This window comes from Streptomyces odontotermitis (genome assembly GCF_050510915.1).
In the GTDB taxonomy this organism is placed as follows: domain Bacteria; phylum Actinomycetota; class Actinomycetes; order Streptomycetales; family Streptomycetaceae; genus Streptomyces.
In genome coordinates this window covers 22,340-37,807 of record NZ_JBNJLS010000001.1, presented here as the reverse complement: position 1 = coordinate 37,807, position 15,468 = coordinate 22,340, and the positions used below count along the sequence as shown (strand labels likewise).

The window sequence follows — 15,468 nt, the reverse complement described above, 5'->3', positions numbered from 1 at the left end:
TTCACCACCTGATCGGCACCGGCACCGCCGTCAGCAGCGCCGACACGGCCACCACCACGCCGAGCGCGATCACCTCGCCGCGCGCGGGGGAGTAGGCGGCGAGCCGGTCGCCGCCGCCCCGCAGCCGCCGCCGGGCAAGCACCGCGAGCACCGCGACGGCCACCACGAACAGCAGCTTGGCCACCAGCACGCGCCCGTACGCCGTCTCGGTGAGCTGGTCGAGGATCGTGCCGGGCGGCATCCGGCGCAGCGAGCTGCACACGCCCGTCGCGGTGATCGCGGCGAACAGCACGGCGGCCACGCGCGCGTACAGGCCGAGCACCCCTGCGGCCGCCTCCGGGGCGGACTGCCGCCAGCGGCGCAGCGTCCGCAGCACATACAGCAGCCCGCCCGCCCACAGTGCCCCGCTCGTCAGGTGCACCAGGGTGAGCCCGGAGCCGACGAGCGGGCTGTCCTCCACCGGCGGGTGGGCGCGCAGGGCCTCCGCGACGATCACGGCGGCCAGCGGCAGGGCGGCCGTCGAGGGGCGCCGTGAACGCCCGCACAGGGCCGCCACCAGGAAGGCGTTGACCTCCAGGAGGGCGAGCCGGCCGTCCCGCGACTGGTAGAGGCCGCCCACATCCATGTCCGAGAGGCTGTGCGGCACGAGGTTGCCGGTCGCCACCACCGAGGCGAGCCCGAGCGCCGCCACGAACCCCGCCCAGGCCGCGTACGCCCCCCAGCCCTCCGGCGCCCGCCCCAGCGGCGCCCCCGGCACCCGCCGCGCGAGCCGCGTCGCGAACACCTCGCCCAGCTGCACACAGAGCGCGGCGAACAGCACGCCCCGCAGAAGCGTGATGCCCGGCGTGCCCGGCGCCTCGGCCTCCCCGGTGCCGCGCAGCGCCGTCGAGGGGCCGAGCAGCGGGACCAGGGCGGCCACCGCCACCAGGACGAGCACGGCGACGGCGGTGCCCGAGGACGGGCGGCGGTGGGTGCCGCGGGCCGAGGGGCGCGCGGGGGCGGCTTCGGCGGTCGCCTCGCCTCCGGGTTCGGCTGACGGTCGTATGGAACTCACCACAAGATCTTCACCAGGGGTGCCCACAACGGGCAAGTCCTGGCAAACAACTGGCGCAATGCCGTTCCGCCGGGCGCCGCCGTCTCAGTGCCACTCGGGTGCGTCGGCGCCCCAACGGCCCGGCGGGCACGCCCAGTTGTCCGGTCCGCCGGTGAAGGTGACCGGGGGCAGCGCGTGCCGGAGGTGCCCCAGCGGGCTGTCCGTCTCGGTGCGCCAGGGCGCGGGGTCGTACGCGGTGCCGGTGCTCCCGAAGCCCCGCGCGCCGAGCCCGCCGACGAGGAGACCCGCCGTCCGCGCGAGCGCGAGCCGTACGGAATGCGTGCCGCCGCCCTGGGCCTGCTCGGTCAGCGCGCGCAGCACGGCGGCCGCCAGCAGATACCCGGTGCCGTGGTCCAGCGCCTGCGCGGGCAGCGCACCCGGATGGTCGGGGGTCCCCTCCACCGCGGCGATCCCCGTGGCCACCTGCACGAGGCTGTCGAAGCCCCGCCGCCCCGCCCACGGCCCCTGGTCGCCCCACGCGGAGAGCCGGGCGAGCACGAGGCCCGGCCGCCGCTCGGCCAGCGCCTGCGGAGCCAGCCCGAACCGGTCGAGGGCGCCCGGCCGGTAGCCGGTGACCACGACGTCGGCCCGGTCGAGGAGCTCCTCGAACGTACGCCGGTCCGCGGGCCCTTCGAGGTCGAGCACCGCGGAGCGCTTCCCGAAGCCGGTGTCCGCGTGCTGGTCGGGGAGTTCGGGCAGGCGGGGCGAGTCGATCCGCAGGACGTCGGCGCCGAGCAGCGCGAGGGTGCGGGTCGCGACGGGGCCCGCGATGACGCGGGTGAGGTCGAGCACGCGGAGCCCGGCGGCGGGCAGCAGAGGGTCCCCGTCGAGCGCGGACAGCCCCCGCACCGGCCCTTCGCCCACGCGCTCCCGCACCACCAGCGGCCGCTCGGCCACCGCGGCGCCCTGCGGATGCGCGGCCCACTCCTTCGGGGTGCGCAGCGCGACGGCGAGGCCCCCGGCCGCGTACACGGCGTCCTCCACCTCCACGGCGGGGCGCTCCGCGATGCGGGCGGCCACCACCTCGACCGGCGCGTCGTCCCCGCCGAGACCGAGCGCGGCCAGCAACCGCGCCCGGTGGTGCGGGTAGTTGGCGTGGGTGCGCACCCAGCCGTCCGCGGTGCGCCACAGGCGGGACAGCGGCGCGAACGTGACCGGCGCCCGCCCGTCCACCAGGAGGTGCCGCTCACTGGCGAAGGCCGTCGCCACCGCTCCGTCGTCGAGCCGGACCCGGGGCACGGCGGCCCGTCCGGTACGCACCGCCGTCAGTTCGGCGGCGGCCAGCGCGCAGGCCCCCACACAGGCGCGGGCCAGCTCCATGGCGGGCAGCCGCGCGGGCAGCGCCCCCTCCCGTACGACGGTCGAGACGTGCGCGGGCAGGGCGGGGTCACCGCCCAGGGCGGCCCAGACGGAACGGGTTCCGTCGAGGGGGGACATGGTTGAGTGCGTCATGCAAGCACTATGCCGCCCGGCGCGGTGCCGTGTCGGCCACTCGTGCGGGTTCTCCGCTCTCACCGGGTCCCGCCGATGTCTCCGCGCGCGCGAAGGGCCGGGCGGCCACGGCCGCCCGGCCCGACTCACCCACTCCGTGGGCTACTTGCGCACGGCGTCCAAGGCGTCGGCCATGCCGACCCCGTAGAAGCCGTTCTTGTTCTTGCCGCCCTCGCACACCGCGTCGACCTTGCCGTCGCCGTCGATGTCGTACGGGTTGGTGCACTTGGTGGCGTCTGCCTCCCGGTACAGGAGCGCCTTCACCTGGCGGGCCGAGGCGTGCGGGTGGGCCGACTTGACCAGGGCCGCGACGCCCGCGACGTGCGGGGATGCCATCGAAGTGCCGGACTTGTAGCCGAACTTGTTGCCCGGCAGCGTCGACAGGATGCCGCCGTTGACGGCCGGGGCCTGCGGCGGCTGGTACTTGGTGGAGTCACCGCCCGGCGCCGCGATGTCGACGACGCCGTTGCCGTAGTTCGAGTACGAGGACTTCAGGCCCTTCGCGCCCGTGGCGGAGACCGTGACGACACCCGGGAGCTGCGAGGGGATGTCGAAGCAGTCGGCGGTCTTGATGGTCCGCTTGGTGGGCGTCGTGTCGTCGGGGCTGGAGTCGTCGACGAGCTCTTCCTGGGCGAGGTCCGTCTCCGCGTTCCCGGCCGCCGCCACGTTCACGGCGCCCTTGCGCTCCGCGTACCGGGTGGCCCGGCCCACGGCGTCGACGAGGGCCTTCTGGTCCGCGTCCGTCGTGCAGTTGAAGAGCCACGGGTCGGTGTAGTAGCTGGAGTTGGTGACGTCCACTCCGTGGTCGGCCGCCCACAGGAAGCCGCAGACCACGGCCTCCGTGTAGTACATGCCGGTGGCGGGCTCGGCCACCTTCAGGCTCGCGACCTTCACGCCCGGCGCGACACCGGTGACGCCCGTGCCGTTCTTCGCGGCGGCGATGGTGCCCGCCACGTGCATGCCGTGGTCGCTCTCCCCGGCCACCGGGCGCCACGCGTCGCCCTTCTGCGTGGGCACGCCGCCCAGGCAGCTCGCGGACGCCTTGCGGTCGAAGTTGGGGGCGATGTCCGTGTGCGTGTCGTCGACGCCGGAGTCGAGCACGCCGACGGTGACGTCCCGGCTGCCCAGCGAGACCTCGTGCGCCTTGTCCGCCTTGATCGCGGGCAAGTCCCACTGCAGCGGCTCGAGTTCGTCCTGACCGGCCTTGGCGCCGCCCGCCGCCTTCTTCGCCTCGGCGGCGGTCAGCGTCCGCTCCGCGTCGGTCGCGTCGTCGGCCTGCGCGGACAGCGGCGCGGTGCGCGTGGCGCCCGCGGAGGCCACCTGGCGGACCTTCCGCAGCGTCTTCGCGAAGTCCGGGTTCGCGGAGTGCGCGACGATCACGCCTATCTGCTTGTACGCGATGACGACGGTGCCGCCCGCCTTGGCGATCGCCTTCTCCACCTCCCGCGAACTGCCGTGCTTCGAGCGGAGGTTGATGACATAGCTCATCGACGAGGCGTCCGCGGCCTGCGCCCCGAGGGACCCGAAGGCCGCTGAGGCGCCGACGGCCCCGGAGGCCGGGCCGGAGGTGTCCGGCAGCGCGGGCCGCGCCGACGCCGAGCCGGGCAGCAGGGCGAGCGCCGCGACGGCCGCGACGCCGAGCGGGAGGGCGAGGGCGCGCCGGGAGCGCGCGAGAGGTGCGGTCATGGTGTGGAGTCCCCTCACTTCTTCACGGCGTCGAGCGCGTCGACGATCCCGTAGCCGTAGAAGCCGTTCCTGTTCTTGTCGCCCTTGCAGACCGCGTCGACCTTGCCGTCGCCGTCCGGGTCGTACGGGGCGGTCGGGCAACCCGGGTTGTCCGCCTGGGACTTGAGCATCCGCTGCAGCTGGGCCGGGCCCGCCTTCGGGTGCGTGGACTTCAGCAGCGCGGCCACCCCGGCCGCGTGCGGGGACGCCATCGACGTGCCCTGGAGGTAGGCGTACTCGCCGCCCGGCATCGTCGAGAGGATCCCGCCGTTCTTCGACGGGGTGTCCGGGATCTGGTACTTGCGGTCGCCGCCCGGGGCCGCCACGTCCACGACGCCGTTGCCGTAGCTGGAGTAGTACGACTTCGCGCCCTTCACACCCGTCGCGCTGATCGTGACGACACCCGGCAGCTGGGTCGGCACGTCGAAGCACTTGTGCGGGTCGATGGTGCGCGGGACGGGGGTGGAGTCGTCGGGGCTGGAGTCGTCGACGATCGCGTCGGAGTCCAGGTCGTGGTTGGAGTTGCCCGCCGAGGCGAGGTTCAGGGTGCCCTTCTTCTGGGCGTACAGCTGGGCCCGGTTGACCGCGTCGACGATGGCCCGCTGGTCCGGGTCGTCCATGCAGTTGTAGAGCCACGGGTCCACGTAGTAGCTGCTGTTGGTGACCTCGACGCCGTGGTCGGCGGCGAACACGAAGGCGCAGACCACGCTCTCCGGGTAGAACAGCTCGGTGGCCGGGTCGGCCACGCGGATGCCCGCGACCTGCACGCCGGGCGCCACGCCCGCGACGCCGATCCCGTTGCGGGCGGCGGCTATCTCACCGGCCACGTGCGTGCCGTGGTAGTGCTCCTTCTTCGCCGGGCGCCAGGCGCCGGGCGAGGTGTCCGCCTTGCCGCCGACACAGCTCGCGGACTGCGAGGGCGAGAAGTTGGGGGCGAGGTCGGGGTGGCTGTCGTCCACGCCGGTGTCGATGACGCCGACGGTCACCTTCTTGCTGCCCGGGTTGATCGCGGCGGCCTTGTCGGCGCCTATCGCGCGCAGGTCCCACTGATCGGCTTCCATGGGCTCGGCGTCCGCGGCCGAACCGCCGCTCCGCCCGGCGGACTTGGCGTTCAGGGCCTTCGCCCGCGCCTTCGACACGAACTCCGGGGCGCCGTCCTGCGTCGTGCCCGCCGCCGTCAGCGGAGCGGTGCGCGTCGCGCCGGCCGACTGCACGCCGCGCACGTCCCGTATTCGCTTCCCGAAGTCCGGGTTCGCGGAGTGCGCGACGATGACGCCGATCTTCGGGTACGTGGCGACGACGGTGCCGTCCGCCTTGGCGATGGCCTTCTTCACGTACTCCACCGTCCGGTGATCCGGGCGGGTGTTGACGACGTACGCCAGCTTCGGGGCGTCCGCGTCCGCGGCCGTCGCGCGCGCCGGAGCGCCCGCCGGGGCGGCTGTCGCGGCGCCGGGCGCGAAGCCGAGCGTGGCGGCGAGCGCCATGCCGAGGGGCACGGTCAGGGCGAGCCGGCGTCTGGAACGCAGATGAGCCATGGGATCTCCACATCATCCGGAAACGGAGCTGCCCGAACACAGTTGGTGCTCGGGCAGTCAGGTGCATGACGGGTGGTTCAGGGTGAAGTTATCCCTCGAACTCCCTGGTCAGCAACGACTTCTTGAAGAAACCGTGGAGTTGGCTGACGCCGGGCGCGCCGCCGCGACGTTGAGCAGCGCGAGAAGCAACATCAACCCCCTGTCGGATCACGCGCCGGGGCCTTAGCATCACCATCCTCGGTCCGCGTGATCCTCGTCACTCCCCAAGTGGTTCGAGCGCATTCGAGCCACTCGAGCAAGAGAGCGCACATGGACCAGAAGTCCGTCCCCATCACACCCGCACCACGAGGAGAAGACTCCGTGGCCACCGACGCGACACCACCACCCCCGGACGGGCCGGCCCCCGCCGCTCCCCAAGGGCCGACCACGGAGGAGTTCATCGCGGTGCAGGAGAGCGCCGAGTTCGGTGAACTGCGCCGCGCCCACCGCTCGTTCGCCTTCCCGCTCACCGTCGCCTTCATCGCCTGGTACCTGGTGTACGTGCTGCTGTCGAACTACGCGGGCGACTTCATGGGCACCAAGGTCGTCGGCAACATCAACGTCGCCCTCGTCCTCGGCCTCGCCCAGTTCCTGACCACGTTCCTCATCGCCTGGTGGTACTCGCGGCACGCCGCGACCAAGCTCGACCCCAAGGCCGAGGCCATCAAGTCCCGTATGGAGGACGGCGCATGAGCCCCGCAATCACCCTGGCCGCCGCCGGCGAGGCCAGCGAGCACCGGCCGCTGATCATCACCCTGTTCGCGGTGTTCGTCGCCGCGACCCTGGTCATCACCGTCTGGGCGGGCCGCCAGACCAAGGACGCCGCCGACTTCTACGCGGGCGGCCGCCAGTTCACCGGCTTCCAGAACGGCCTCGCCGTCTCCGGCGACTACATGTCCGCCGCGTCGTTCCTCGGCATCGCGGGCGCCATCGCCCTCTTCGGATACGACGGCTTCCTCTACTCGATCGGCTTCCTCGTCGCGTGGCTGGTCGCCCTGCTCCTGGTCGCCGAACCGCTGCGCAACTCCGGCCGGTACACGATGGGCGACGTCCTCGCGTACCGCATGCGCCAGCGCCCGGTACGCACGGCGGCAGGCACCTCCACCATCGTCGTCTCGATCTTCTACCTGCTCGCGCAGATGGCGGGCGCGGGCGTCCTCGTCTCGCTGCTGCTCGGCATCAAGAGCGACGCGGGCAAGGTCGGCATCGTCGCCCTCGTCGGCGTCCTGATGATCGTGTACGTGACGATCGGCGGCATGAAGGGCACCACGTGGGTGCAGATGGTCAAGGCCGTCCTGCTCATCGCGGGCACGCTGCTGCTGACCTTCCTGGTCCTGCTGAAGTTCGACTTCAACATCTCGGACCTGCTCGGCACGGCGGCCGACAACAGCGGCCAGGGCAGCAAGTTCCTCGAACCCGGCCTCAAATACGGCAAGACGGGCACCAGCAAGCTGGACTTCATCTCGCTCGGCATCGCCCTGGTCCTCGGCACCGCGGGCCTGCCGCACATCCTGATCCGCTTCTACACGGTGCCGACGGCCAAGGCCGCCCGTAAGTCCGTGAACTGGGCGATCGGCATCATCGGTGCCTTCTACCTGATGACGATCGCGCTCGGCTTCGGCGCCGCCGCGCTCATCAAGCCCGACGAGATCATCAAGTCCAACCCGGCGGGCAACACGGCGGCCCCCTTGCTCGCACTCCATCTGGGCGGCACGGACTCCAACTGGGGCGCCATCCTGCTCGCCACCATCTCGGCGGTCGCCTTCGCCACGATCCTCGCGGTCGTCGCGGGCCTCACCCTCGCCTCGTCCTCGTCGTTCGCGCACGACATCTACGCGAACGTCATCAAGAAGGGCCAGGCCACGGAGAAGCAGGAGCTGAACGCCGCGCGCGGGGCCACCGTCGTCATCGGTGTCGTCTCCATCGCCCTGGGCGCGCTCGCCCGCGACATGAACGTGGCCGGTCTGGTCGCCCTCGCCTTCGCGGTCGCCGCCTCCGCCAACCTCCCGACGATCCTCTACAGCCTCTTCTGGAAGCGCTTCACCACCCAGGGCGCGCTGTGGTCGATCTACGGCGGCCTGTTCACGGCGGTCTTCCTGGTCCTCTTCTCCCCGGTCGTCTCCGGCAACCCGAAGTCGTCGATGTTCAAGGGCGTCGACTTCCACTGGTTCCCGCTGGAGAACCCCGGCATCATCTCGATCCCGGTCGGCTTCCTGCTCGGCTGGCTCGGCACGATGCTCTCGAAGGAGGAGCCGGACAAGGGCAAGTACGCCGAGCTGGAGGTGCGCTCCCTCACCGGCACCGGGGCGCACTGAGTGAACCGGGGATAACCGGATCCGCGCACGTCAGAGGCCGTGTCGTAGAGAATCGTAGATCTCTACGACACGGCCCGCGCGCTCCTCGTGGGATCGGGCCCCTGCTCGTGTCAGTGCCGTCACGTAGGCTCGAAGACGCAGAGCCGAACTACTGATCCGGAACAGGGGAGGGGGCCCACGTGCTCATCGACACCTACGGCCGAGTGGCCACCGATCTGCGGGTCTCACTGACCGACCGGTGCAATCTCCGCTGCACGTACTGCATGCCCGAAGAGGGCCTCCAGTGGCTGGCCAAGCCGGACCTGCTGACGGACGACGAGATCGTCCGCCTCGTCCGCATCGCCGTCACCCGCCTCGGCATCAGGGAAGTCCGCTTCACCGGCGGCGAGCCCCTGCTGCGCCCCGGCCTCGTCGGCATCGTCGAGCGCTGCGCCCAGCTGGAGCCCCGCCCGAAAATGTCCCTGACGACGAACGGCATCGGGCTGAAGCGCACCGCGAAGGCCCTCAAGGCCGCCGGCCTCGACCGGGTCAACGTCTCCCTGGACACCCTCCGCCCCGACGTCTTCAAGACCCTCACCCGCCGCGACCGCCACAAGGACGTCCTGGAGGGCCTCGAAGCCGCCCGCGACGCGGGACTCACCCCGGTGAAGGTCAACACGGTCCTGATGCCGGGCCTGAACGAGGACGAGGCCCCCGACCTCCTCGCCTGGGCCGTGGAGCACGACTACGAGCTCCGCTTCATCGAGCAGATGCCCCTGGACGCCCAGCACGGCTGGAAGCGCGAGGGCATGATCACCGCCGGTGACATCCTGGCCTCGCTCCGCACCCGCTTCGAGCTCACGGAGGAGGGCACGGGCGAGCGCGGCTCCGCCCCCGCCGAGCGCTGGATCGTGGACGGCGGCCCGCACCGCGTCGGCGTCATCGCCTCCGTGACCCGCCCCTTCTGCGCGGCCTGCGACCGCACCCGCCTCACCGCCGACGGCCAGGTCCGCACCTGCCTGTTCGCCACGGAGGAGACGGACCTGCGAGCGGCCCTGCGCACCGAGACCACCGACACCGAGGCGGCGGACGAGGAGATCGCCCGCATCTGGAAGCTCGCGATGTGGGGCAAGAAGGCGGGCTCGGGCCTGGACGACCCGTCGTTCCTGCAGCCGGAGAGGCCGATGTCGGCGATCGGTGGATGACCCTTATAACTCCGGCAAGAGTGAGGCCCTCCGCGCAGTAGTTCACGAGCCCGGTCGCCCAACACTCGACCGGGCTCGCTGCATGCGCAGCACCGGTCTTCGCGCCCGTCTCGTGGGTGGGCGTCCTACTGGACGAACTGCCCCACACATCCGGTGATCGCTACGAGTAAGCCGAGCAGTCCGATGGAGACCTGCCACTTCTCGGGGCCGGTCCACCGGAACTACATGATTGATGTGAGCTTTTCTTGAGCTTGGCGGCAGGTCAGAGCGGCTCAACAGCCCCTGAAGGGCGGGGAGTTGGTGTACGGGGGTGGTCCGCTCGGCGCTCCGTGTCCGGCCGTTCAGCGCTCCGCGCCCGGGTCGTCGTCGCGGGACTCCCACTCCTCGAGAGTCACCACTTCCTTCAACATCCCGCGCACGCCCAGGAATTGGGAGAGGTGCTCGCGGTGTTCCTCACATGCGAGCCATGTCTTGCGGCGTTCCGGGGTGTGAATCTTCGGGTTGTTCCAAGCCAGTACCCACACCGCGGCGGCGCGGCAGCCCTTGGCGGAACAGATCGGGATTTCGTCACTCACACGTACATCCAAGTGCGTTCAAAACAAGGCGACGCCGAGCAGCCACGGGGGGAGCTGCCCGGCGTCGGTCTGTCGCTCCGACGGGGGATGCGGAGCGCGTACGAAGTATGTCATGGGGGACCCGGTGCCTGGCACCGGAACTTCATGATTGATCTGAGCTTTCTTTGAGCTTGGCGCATCGTCGACGGTCAGCCCTGCTCCGGCGCGGAAGCGCCGCGCTCCTCGCGTGGGGCGCCCGCGGCATCCTCCGGGACGGGTTCCGCGGCTCCGCCCGGTGACGGTGCCGCGAGCATCGGCCGCGACGGCGCCGGTACGAAGGTCGACGGCAGCGAGGGCGCGTTCTCCCGGCCCGCGTTGGCGATCACCACCGAGACGTACGGCAGGAAGATGCCGAGCACCAGTGCGACCAGGGCGACGTGACGCTCCACGTTCCACAGCACGGCCGCCGCAATGACCGAAACCGTACGCACGGACATGGAGATCACGTACCGGCGCTGCCTGCCGCGCACGTCGTCCGCGAGCCCCTGCCTGGCCCCCGTGATCCGGAAGACCTCGGCGCTGCTCTGCTTCCGCATCACGTTCCACCACCTGCCCTGTCGCCGAGCTCTCCCCGGCCCGGACATCCCTCACGTTACGCCGCGGCTCCGCCGCCTACGAGACCGGGGCACCTCTGACCTCGGCGACGTAGCTGCGCCGTGCCACGTATGGCGGTGTCCGACATGCGCCGTATGGCGGACGGGTCGAAACTGGGCGTACTGCTCATGTCGAGCCGTATGAGGAGGCAGCTATGGGCTGGTTGTGGGCGATCATCGTGGGACTCGTGCTGGGGCTGATCGCCAAGGCGATCCTGCCCGGCAAGCAGCACAGCCCGCTCTGGCTGACCACCGTGTTCGGCATCATCGGTGGAGTCCTGGGCAACTGGCTCGCCACCAAGTTCGGCATCAACGAGACCAAGGGCATCGACTGGGGGCGGCACGCGCTGCAGCTCGCGGCGGCCGTGGTCATCGTCGGTGTCGGAGACGTGATCTACAAGGCGATCAAGGGCGACAGACAGGCGGCCTAGCGCGGTCGGCGGCGGACACACGGGAAGCGGGGCCGGTCCTTGAGGACCGGCCCCGCTTCCTGCGCTCGGCGCACCGCTTCCTGTGCTTGGCGCAGTGGGCGCTCAGGCGCCCGTGACCTCCACCGCCGCCAGGTTCTTCTTGCCCCGGCGCAGCACCAGCCAGCGGCCGTGCAGCAGGTCCTCGCGGGCCGGCACGGCGTCCTCGGCGGCCACCTTCACGTTGTTCACGTAGGCCCCGCCCTCCTTCACCGTGCGGCGCGCGGCGGACTTGCTCGCCACCAGGCCGACCTCCGCGAGCAGGTCCACGACCGGGCCGAGCTCGGTGACCTGGACGCGCGGCAGCTCGGAGAGCGCGGCGGCCAGCGTCGACTCGTCGAGGTCGGCGAGCTCGCCCTGGCCGAAGAGGGCCTTGGACGCGGCGATGACCGCGGCGCACTGGTCGGCGCCGTGCACCAGCGTCGTCAGCTCCTCGGCGAGCGCACGCTGGGCGGCGCGCGCCTGCGGACGCTCCTCCGTCTGCTTCTCGATCTCCTCCAGCTCCTCGCGGGACTTGAAGGAGAGGATGCGCATGTACGTCGAGACCTCGCTGTCCTCGACGTTCAGCCAGAACTGGTAGAAGGCGTACGGCGTGGTCATCTCCGGGTCGAGCCAGACGGCCCCGCCCTCGGACTTGCCGAACTTGCTGCCGTCCGACTTGAGCATCAGCGGGGTGCCGACGGCGTGCACCGTGGCCTCCGGCTCCAGGCGGTGGATCAGGTCGATGCCCGCCGTGAGGTTGCCCCACTGGTCGCTGCCGCCGGTCTGCAGGGTGCAGCCGTGGCGCCGGTACAGCTCCAGGAAGTCCATGCCCTGCAGCAGCTGGTAGCTGAACTCCGTGTAGGAGATGCCCTCCTGGGACTCCAGACGGCGGGCGACCGAGTCCTTCGTGAGCATCTTGTTCACGCGGAAGTGCTTGCCGATGTCGCGCAGGAACTCGATCGCGGACATGCCCGCGGTCCAGTCCAGGTTGTTGACCATCGTCGCCGCGTTCTCCCCCTCGAAGGAGAGGAAGGGCTCGATCTGCGTGCGCAGCCGGGACACCCAGTTCGCGACCGTCTCGGGGTCGTTCAGGGTGCGCTCGGCGGTCGGCCGCGGGTCGCCGATCTGGCCGGTGGCGCCGCCCACCAGGGCCAGCGGGCGGTGGCCCGCCTGCTGGAGGCGGCGGACCGTGAGGACCTGGACCAGGTGGCCGACGTGCAGGCTGGCCGCGGTCGGGTCGAAGCCGCAATAGAACGTGACGGGGCCGTCCGCGAGCGCCTTGCGCAGTGCATCTTCGTCAGTGGAGAGGGCGAAGAGCCCGCGCCACTTCAGCTCGTCGACGATGTCCGTCACGGTCCTGTGTCTCCTTGAACGGTTCCGATGGATACCCGCCAGTCTATGGGCGTCATACGCCCTGGCTGACCGAGCTCATGTTGAAGTCCGGCACCCGGAGCGCGGGCATCGCTGCCCGAGTGAACCAATCGCCCCATTCCCGCGGCAACGTCTTTTCGGTGCGCCCGGCCTCCGTCGTGCGGCCGAGCAGATCCACCGGCGACTCGTTGAACCGGAAGTTGTTCACCTCGCCGACGACCTCGCCGTTCTCGATCTTGTAGACGCCGTCCCGGGTGAGCCCGGTGAGCAGCAGCGTCGCCGGGTCGACCTCGCGGATGTACCAGAGGCAGGTCAGCAGGAGCCCGTCGCGGGTGTCGGCGACCATCTCGTCCAGGGAGCGGTCGGTGCCGCCGTCCAGGATGAGGTTGTCGATGGCGGGGGCCACCGGGAGGCCGGTGAGGGCGGCGCTGTGCCGGGTGGTGGTCAGGTGCGCGAGCTCGCCCGCGCGCACCCACTCGGTGGCTTCGAGGGGCAGGCCGTTGTCGAAGACCGAGGCGTCGTCGCCGGAGGTGTGCGCGAGCACGAACGGGGCGGATTCCAGGCCCGGTTCCCGCGGGTCGCTGCGCAGCGTGAGCGGGAGCCGGGTGAGGCGCTCGCCGACGCGGGTGCCGCCGCCCGGCCTGGAGAAGACCGTGCGGCCCTCCCCGGCGTCCCGGGCCGCCGACGACCACAGCTGGTACACCAGCAGGTCCGCGACGGCGGTCGGCGGCAGCAGCGTCTCGTAGCGGCCCGCGGGCAGGTCCACGCGCCGCTCGGCCCAGCCCAGGCGCTGGGCGAGCTCGGCGTCGAGCGCCGCCGGGTCGACGTCCTTGAAGTCCCGCGTCGCCCGCCCCGCCCACGCCGAGCGGATGGGGCCTCCCCTGCTCGAACGAAGTTGAGAGCTTGGGGAACTGTCCGTCGACTTGGCGTTGAGCTCCAGCGTCCCGTTGGGCTGGTCGTGCCGCAGCCGAAGACCTGTCGACGTGCCGAGGTAGCTGGAGACCATCTCGTGGTTGGCGAAGCCGTAGAGCTCGCGCCCGCCCGCGCGGGCCACCGCGAAGGACTCCCCGAGCGCGGGCGCGAAGTCGGCGAAGACGGCCGAGGAGGTCTCGGCGGGCGCCTCGGTGAAGTCGGGGGAGTGGGGCACCCCGGTCACCAGCGGCTGCGCGTCCTCGGCGGGCCCCGCACCCCGGGCGGCGTCCTCGGCGGCCCGCACCAGCGGCTCCAGGTCGTCGGCGGTCACCGCGGACCGCGAGACGACGCCGGAGGAGGTGCCCTGCTTGCCGTCGACGGTCGCGATGACGGTGAGGGTGCGGCCGCGGGTGACCCCGTTGGTGGTCAGCGCGTTGCCCGCCCAGCGCAGATTCGCGCTCGACTCCTCGTCGGCGATGACCACGCAGCCGTCGGCGGTGGACAGCTCGAGGGCCCGCTCGACGATCTCGTGCGGCTTGGTCGTACGACTCGACGAGCTCATCGCCCGGCCTCCTGCGTCGTGTTGAGGATGTTGACGCCCCGGAAGAGGGCGGACGGGCAGCCGTGCGAGACCGATGCGACCTGGCCCGGCTGGGCCTTGCCGCAGTTGAAGGCGCCGCCCAGGACGTAGGTCTGCGGGCCGCCCACCGCGGCCATGGAGCCCCAGAAGTCGGTGGTCGTCGCCTGGTACGCCACGTCGCGCAGCTGCCCGGTCAGGCGCCCGTTCTCGATCTTGTAGAAGCGCTGTCCGGTGAACTGGAAGTTGTAGCGCTGCATGTCGATGGACCACGACCGGTCGCCCACCACGTAGATCCCGCGGTCCACGCCGGAGATCAGGTCCTCCGTGGCGAGCCCGCCCGGGTCCGGCTGCAGGGAGACGTTGGCCATGCGCTGCACCGGGACGTGGCCGGGGGAGTCCGCGTAGGCGCAGCCGTTGGAGCGCTCGAAGCCGGTGAGTCGCGCGATGCGCCGGTCCAGCTGGTAGCCGACCAGGGTGCCGTCCTTGACCAGGTCCCAGGACTGAGCGGCCACGCCCTCGTCGTCGTAGCCGATGGTGGCGAGGCCGTGCTCGGCGGTCCTGTCGCCCGTCACGTTCATGATCGGCGAGCCGTACGCCAGCTTGCCGAGCTGGTCGAGGGTGGCGAACGAGGTGCCCGCGTACGCCGCCTCGTAGCCGAGCGCGCGGTCCAGCTCGGTGGCGTGGCCGATGGACTCGTGGATGGTCAGCCAGAGGTTGGACGGGTCGACCACGAGGTCGTACGCGCCGGGCTCGACGCCGGGCGCCCGCATCTTCTCGGCCAACTGCTCGGGGATCCGCGCGAGTTCGCCGTCCCAGTCCCAGCCGGTCCCGGTGAGGTACTCCCACCCCCGGCCGACCGGCGGAGCCAGCGTACGCATGGAGTCGAACTCACCGCTCGACTCGTCGACGGCGACGGCGGTCAGCTGGGGGTGCAGGCGCACCCGCTGCTGGGTGGTGACGGTGCCCGCCGTGTCCGCGTAGAACTTGTTCTCGTGCACGGTGAGCAGCGAGGCGTCGACGTGCGCGACCCCGTCGGCCGCGAGCAGCCGCGCGCTCCACTCCGCGAGCAGCCCGCTCTTCTCCTCGTCCGGTACGGAGAAGGGGTCGATCTCGTACGAGGAGATCCAGGTCTTGTCCGCGTGCACCGGCTCGTCGGCGAGCTCCACGCGCTCGTCCGACCCGGCGGCGGCGATGACCTGGGCGGACAGCTGCGCCATCGCCACGGCCTGGGAGGCGACCCGCGCGGCCGCGTCCATCGTCAGGTCGACGCCCGACGCGAACCCCCACGCCCCGCCGTGCACCACCCGCACCGCGTACCCCACGTCGGTGGTGTCCGAGGACCCGGCGGGCTGGGCGTCCCGCAGCCGCCACGAGGCGCTGCGCACCCGCTCGAAGCGGAAGTCCGCGTGCGTGGCACCGAGCGCCCGCGCGCGGGCGAGTGCGGCGTCGGCCAGAGCCCTAAGCGGCAGCGCCGTGAAGGCTGCGTCGAGGGTATGAGGCACGGTGTCTCCTGTCGGCTGATGCGGAAGCGAACCGTAGGGCCCGAATCATGTCGCGCGCGGGGGTG

The 15,468-nt window shown here is 71.5% G+C and carries 13 protein-coding genes; 4 read left to right on the top strand and 9 right to left on the bottom strand.

The genetic code is table 11. The features are described from left to right. Position 1: 1 nt before the first annotated feature. The 4 genes from ACQB60_RS00185 to ACQB60_RS00170 form a co-directional block, all read right to left on the bottom strand. Positions 2 to 1,057, bottom strand: a complete 1,056-nt coding sequence (locus ACQB60_RS00185; protein WP_496923721.1) for a CopD family protein — start codon at positions 1,055 to 1,057, stop codon at positions 2 to 4. 81 nt (positions 1,058 to 1,138) lie between these two features. Continuing rightward, on the bottom strand, positions 1,139 to 2,545 hold the full coding sequence (locus tag ACQB60_RS00180) for a CoA transferase (protein ID WP_496923720.1): 1,407 nt from the start codon (positions 2,543 to 2,545) through the stop codon (positions 1,139 to 1,141). A 141-nt stretch (positions 2,546 to 2,686) separates the two neighbouring features. Then, the gene (locus tag ACQB60_RS00175; protein ID WP_496923719.1) at positions 2,687 to 4,270 is read right to left on the bottom strand and encodes a S8 family peptidase; all 1,584 of its coding nucleotides are present in this window, start codon (positions 4,268 to 4,270) and stop codon (positions 2,687 to 2,689) included. 14 nt (positions 4,271 to 4,284) lie between these two features. Continuing rightward, positions 4,285 to 5,844 (bottom strand): S8 family peptidase, encoded by a 1,560-nt coding sequence (locus ACQB60_RS00170; RefSeq protein ID WP_496923718.1) that lies wholly within the window; start codon positions 5,842 to 5,844, stop codon positions 4,285 to 4,287. 360 nt (positions 5,845 to 6,204) lie between these two features. Between ACQB60_RS00170 and ACQB60_RS00165 the strand changes: the two genes are divergently transcribed. From ACQB60_RS00165 to moaA, 3 genes are all read left to right on the top strand, one after another. Continuing rightward, the gene (locus ACQB60_RS00165) at positions 6,205 to 6,576 is read left to right on the top strand and encodes a DUF485 domain-containing protein (RefSeq protein ID WP_496923717.1); all 372 of its coding nucleotides are present in this window, start codon (positions 6,205 to 6,207) and stop codon (positions 6,574 to 6,576) included. After that, on the top strand, positions 6,573 to 8,198 hold the full coding sequence (locus tag ACQB60_RS00160) for a monocarboxylic acid transporter (RefSeq protein ID WP_496923716.1): 1,626 nt from the start codon (positions 6,573 to 6,575) through the stop codon (positions 8,196 to 8,198). The genes ACQB60_RS00165 and ACQB60_RS00160 overlap by 4 nt, the downstream gene beginning before the upstream one ends. A gap of 179 nt (positions 8,199 to 8,377) precedes the next feature. After that, positions 8,378 to 9,382 carry a GTP 3',8-cyclase MoaA gene (moaA, locus tag ACQB60_RS00155; RefSeq protein ID WP_496923715.1) on the top strand — a complete coding sequence of 335 codons (1,005 nt, stop codon included), beginning with the start codon at positions 8,378 to 8,380 and terminating at the stop codon, positions 9,380 to 9,382. Positions 9,383 to 9,723: 341 nt separating this feature from the next. On the opposite strand, the gene ACQB60_RS00150 is transcribed toward moaA, so the two are convergent. Together ACQB60_RS00150 and ACQB60_RS00145 are read right to left on the bottom strand one after the other, a co-directional pair. Further along, the gene (locus tag ACQB60_RS00150) at positions 9,724 to 9,957 is read right to left on the bottom strand and encodes a hypothetical protein (protein ID WP_496923714.1); all 234 of its coding nucleotides are present in this window, start codon (positions 9,955 to 9,957) and stop codon (positions 9,724 to 9,726) included. Positions 9,958 to 10,145: 188 nt separating this feature from the next. Further along, the gene (locus tag ACQB60_RS00145; protein ID WP_496923713.1) at positions 10,146 to 10,532 is read right to left on the bottom strand and encodes a DUF3099 domain-containing protein; all 387 of its coding nucleotides are present in this window, start codon (positions 10,530 to 10,532) and stop codon (positions 10,146 to 10,148) included. 212 nt (positions 10,533 to 10,744) lie between these two features. Between ACQB60_RS00145 and ACQB60_RS00140 the strand changes: the two genes are divergently transcribed. Further along, complete coding sequence (locus ACQB60_RS00140) at positions 10,745 to 11,020, top strand: GlsB/YeaQ/YmgE family stress response membrane protein (protein WP_384839692.1); 276 nt, start codon at positions 10,745 to 10,747, stop codon at positions 11,018 to 11,020. Between the two features lie 102 nt (positions 11,021 to 11,122). Here ACQB60_RS00140 and tyrS read toward each other — a convergent pair whose 3' ends face one another. From tyrS to ACQB60_RS00125, 3 genes are read right to left on the bottom strand one after another with little or no spacing between them, the layout of a single operon-like run. Further along, positions 11,123 to 12,391 carry a tyrosine--tRNA ligase gene (gene tyrS, locus ACQB60_RS00135; protein ID WP_496923712.1) on the bottom strand — a complete coding sequence of 423 codons (1,269 nt, stop codon included), beginning with the start codon at positions 12,389 to 12,391 and terminating at the stop codon, positions 11,123 to 11,125. A 52-nt stretch (positions 12,392 to 12,443) separates the two neighbouring features. Continuing rightward, entirely contained in the window at positions 12,444 to 13,883 is a 1,440-nt protein-coding gene (locus ACQB60_RS00130) for a metallopeptidase TldD-related protein (RefSeq protein ID WP_496923711.1), read from the bottom strand. Then, the gene (locus ACQB60_RS00125) at positions 13,880 to 15,403 is read right to left on the bottom strand and encodes a TldD/PmbA family protein (RefSeq protein WP_496923710.1); all 1,524 of its coding nucleotides are present in this window, start codon (positions 15,401 to 15,403) and stop codon (positions 13,880 to 13,882) included. Before ACQB60_RS00125 ends, ACQB60_RS00130 begins: the two co-directional genes overlap by 4 nt. Between the last annotated feature and the right edge of the window lie 65 nt (positions 15,404 to 15,468).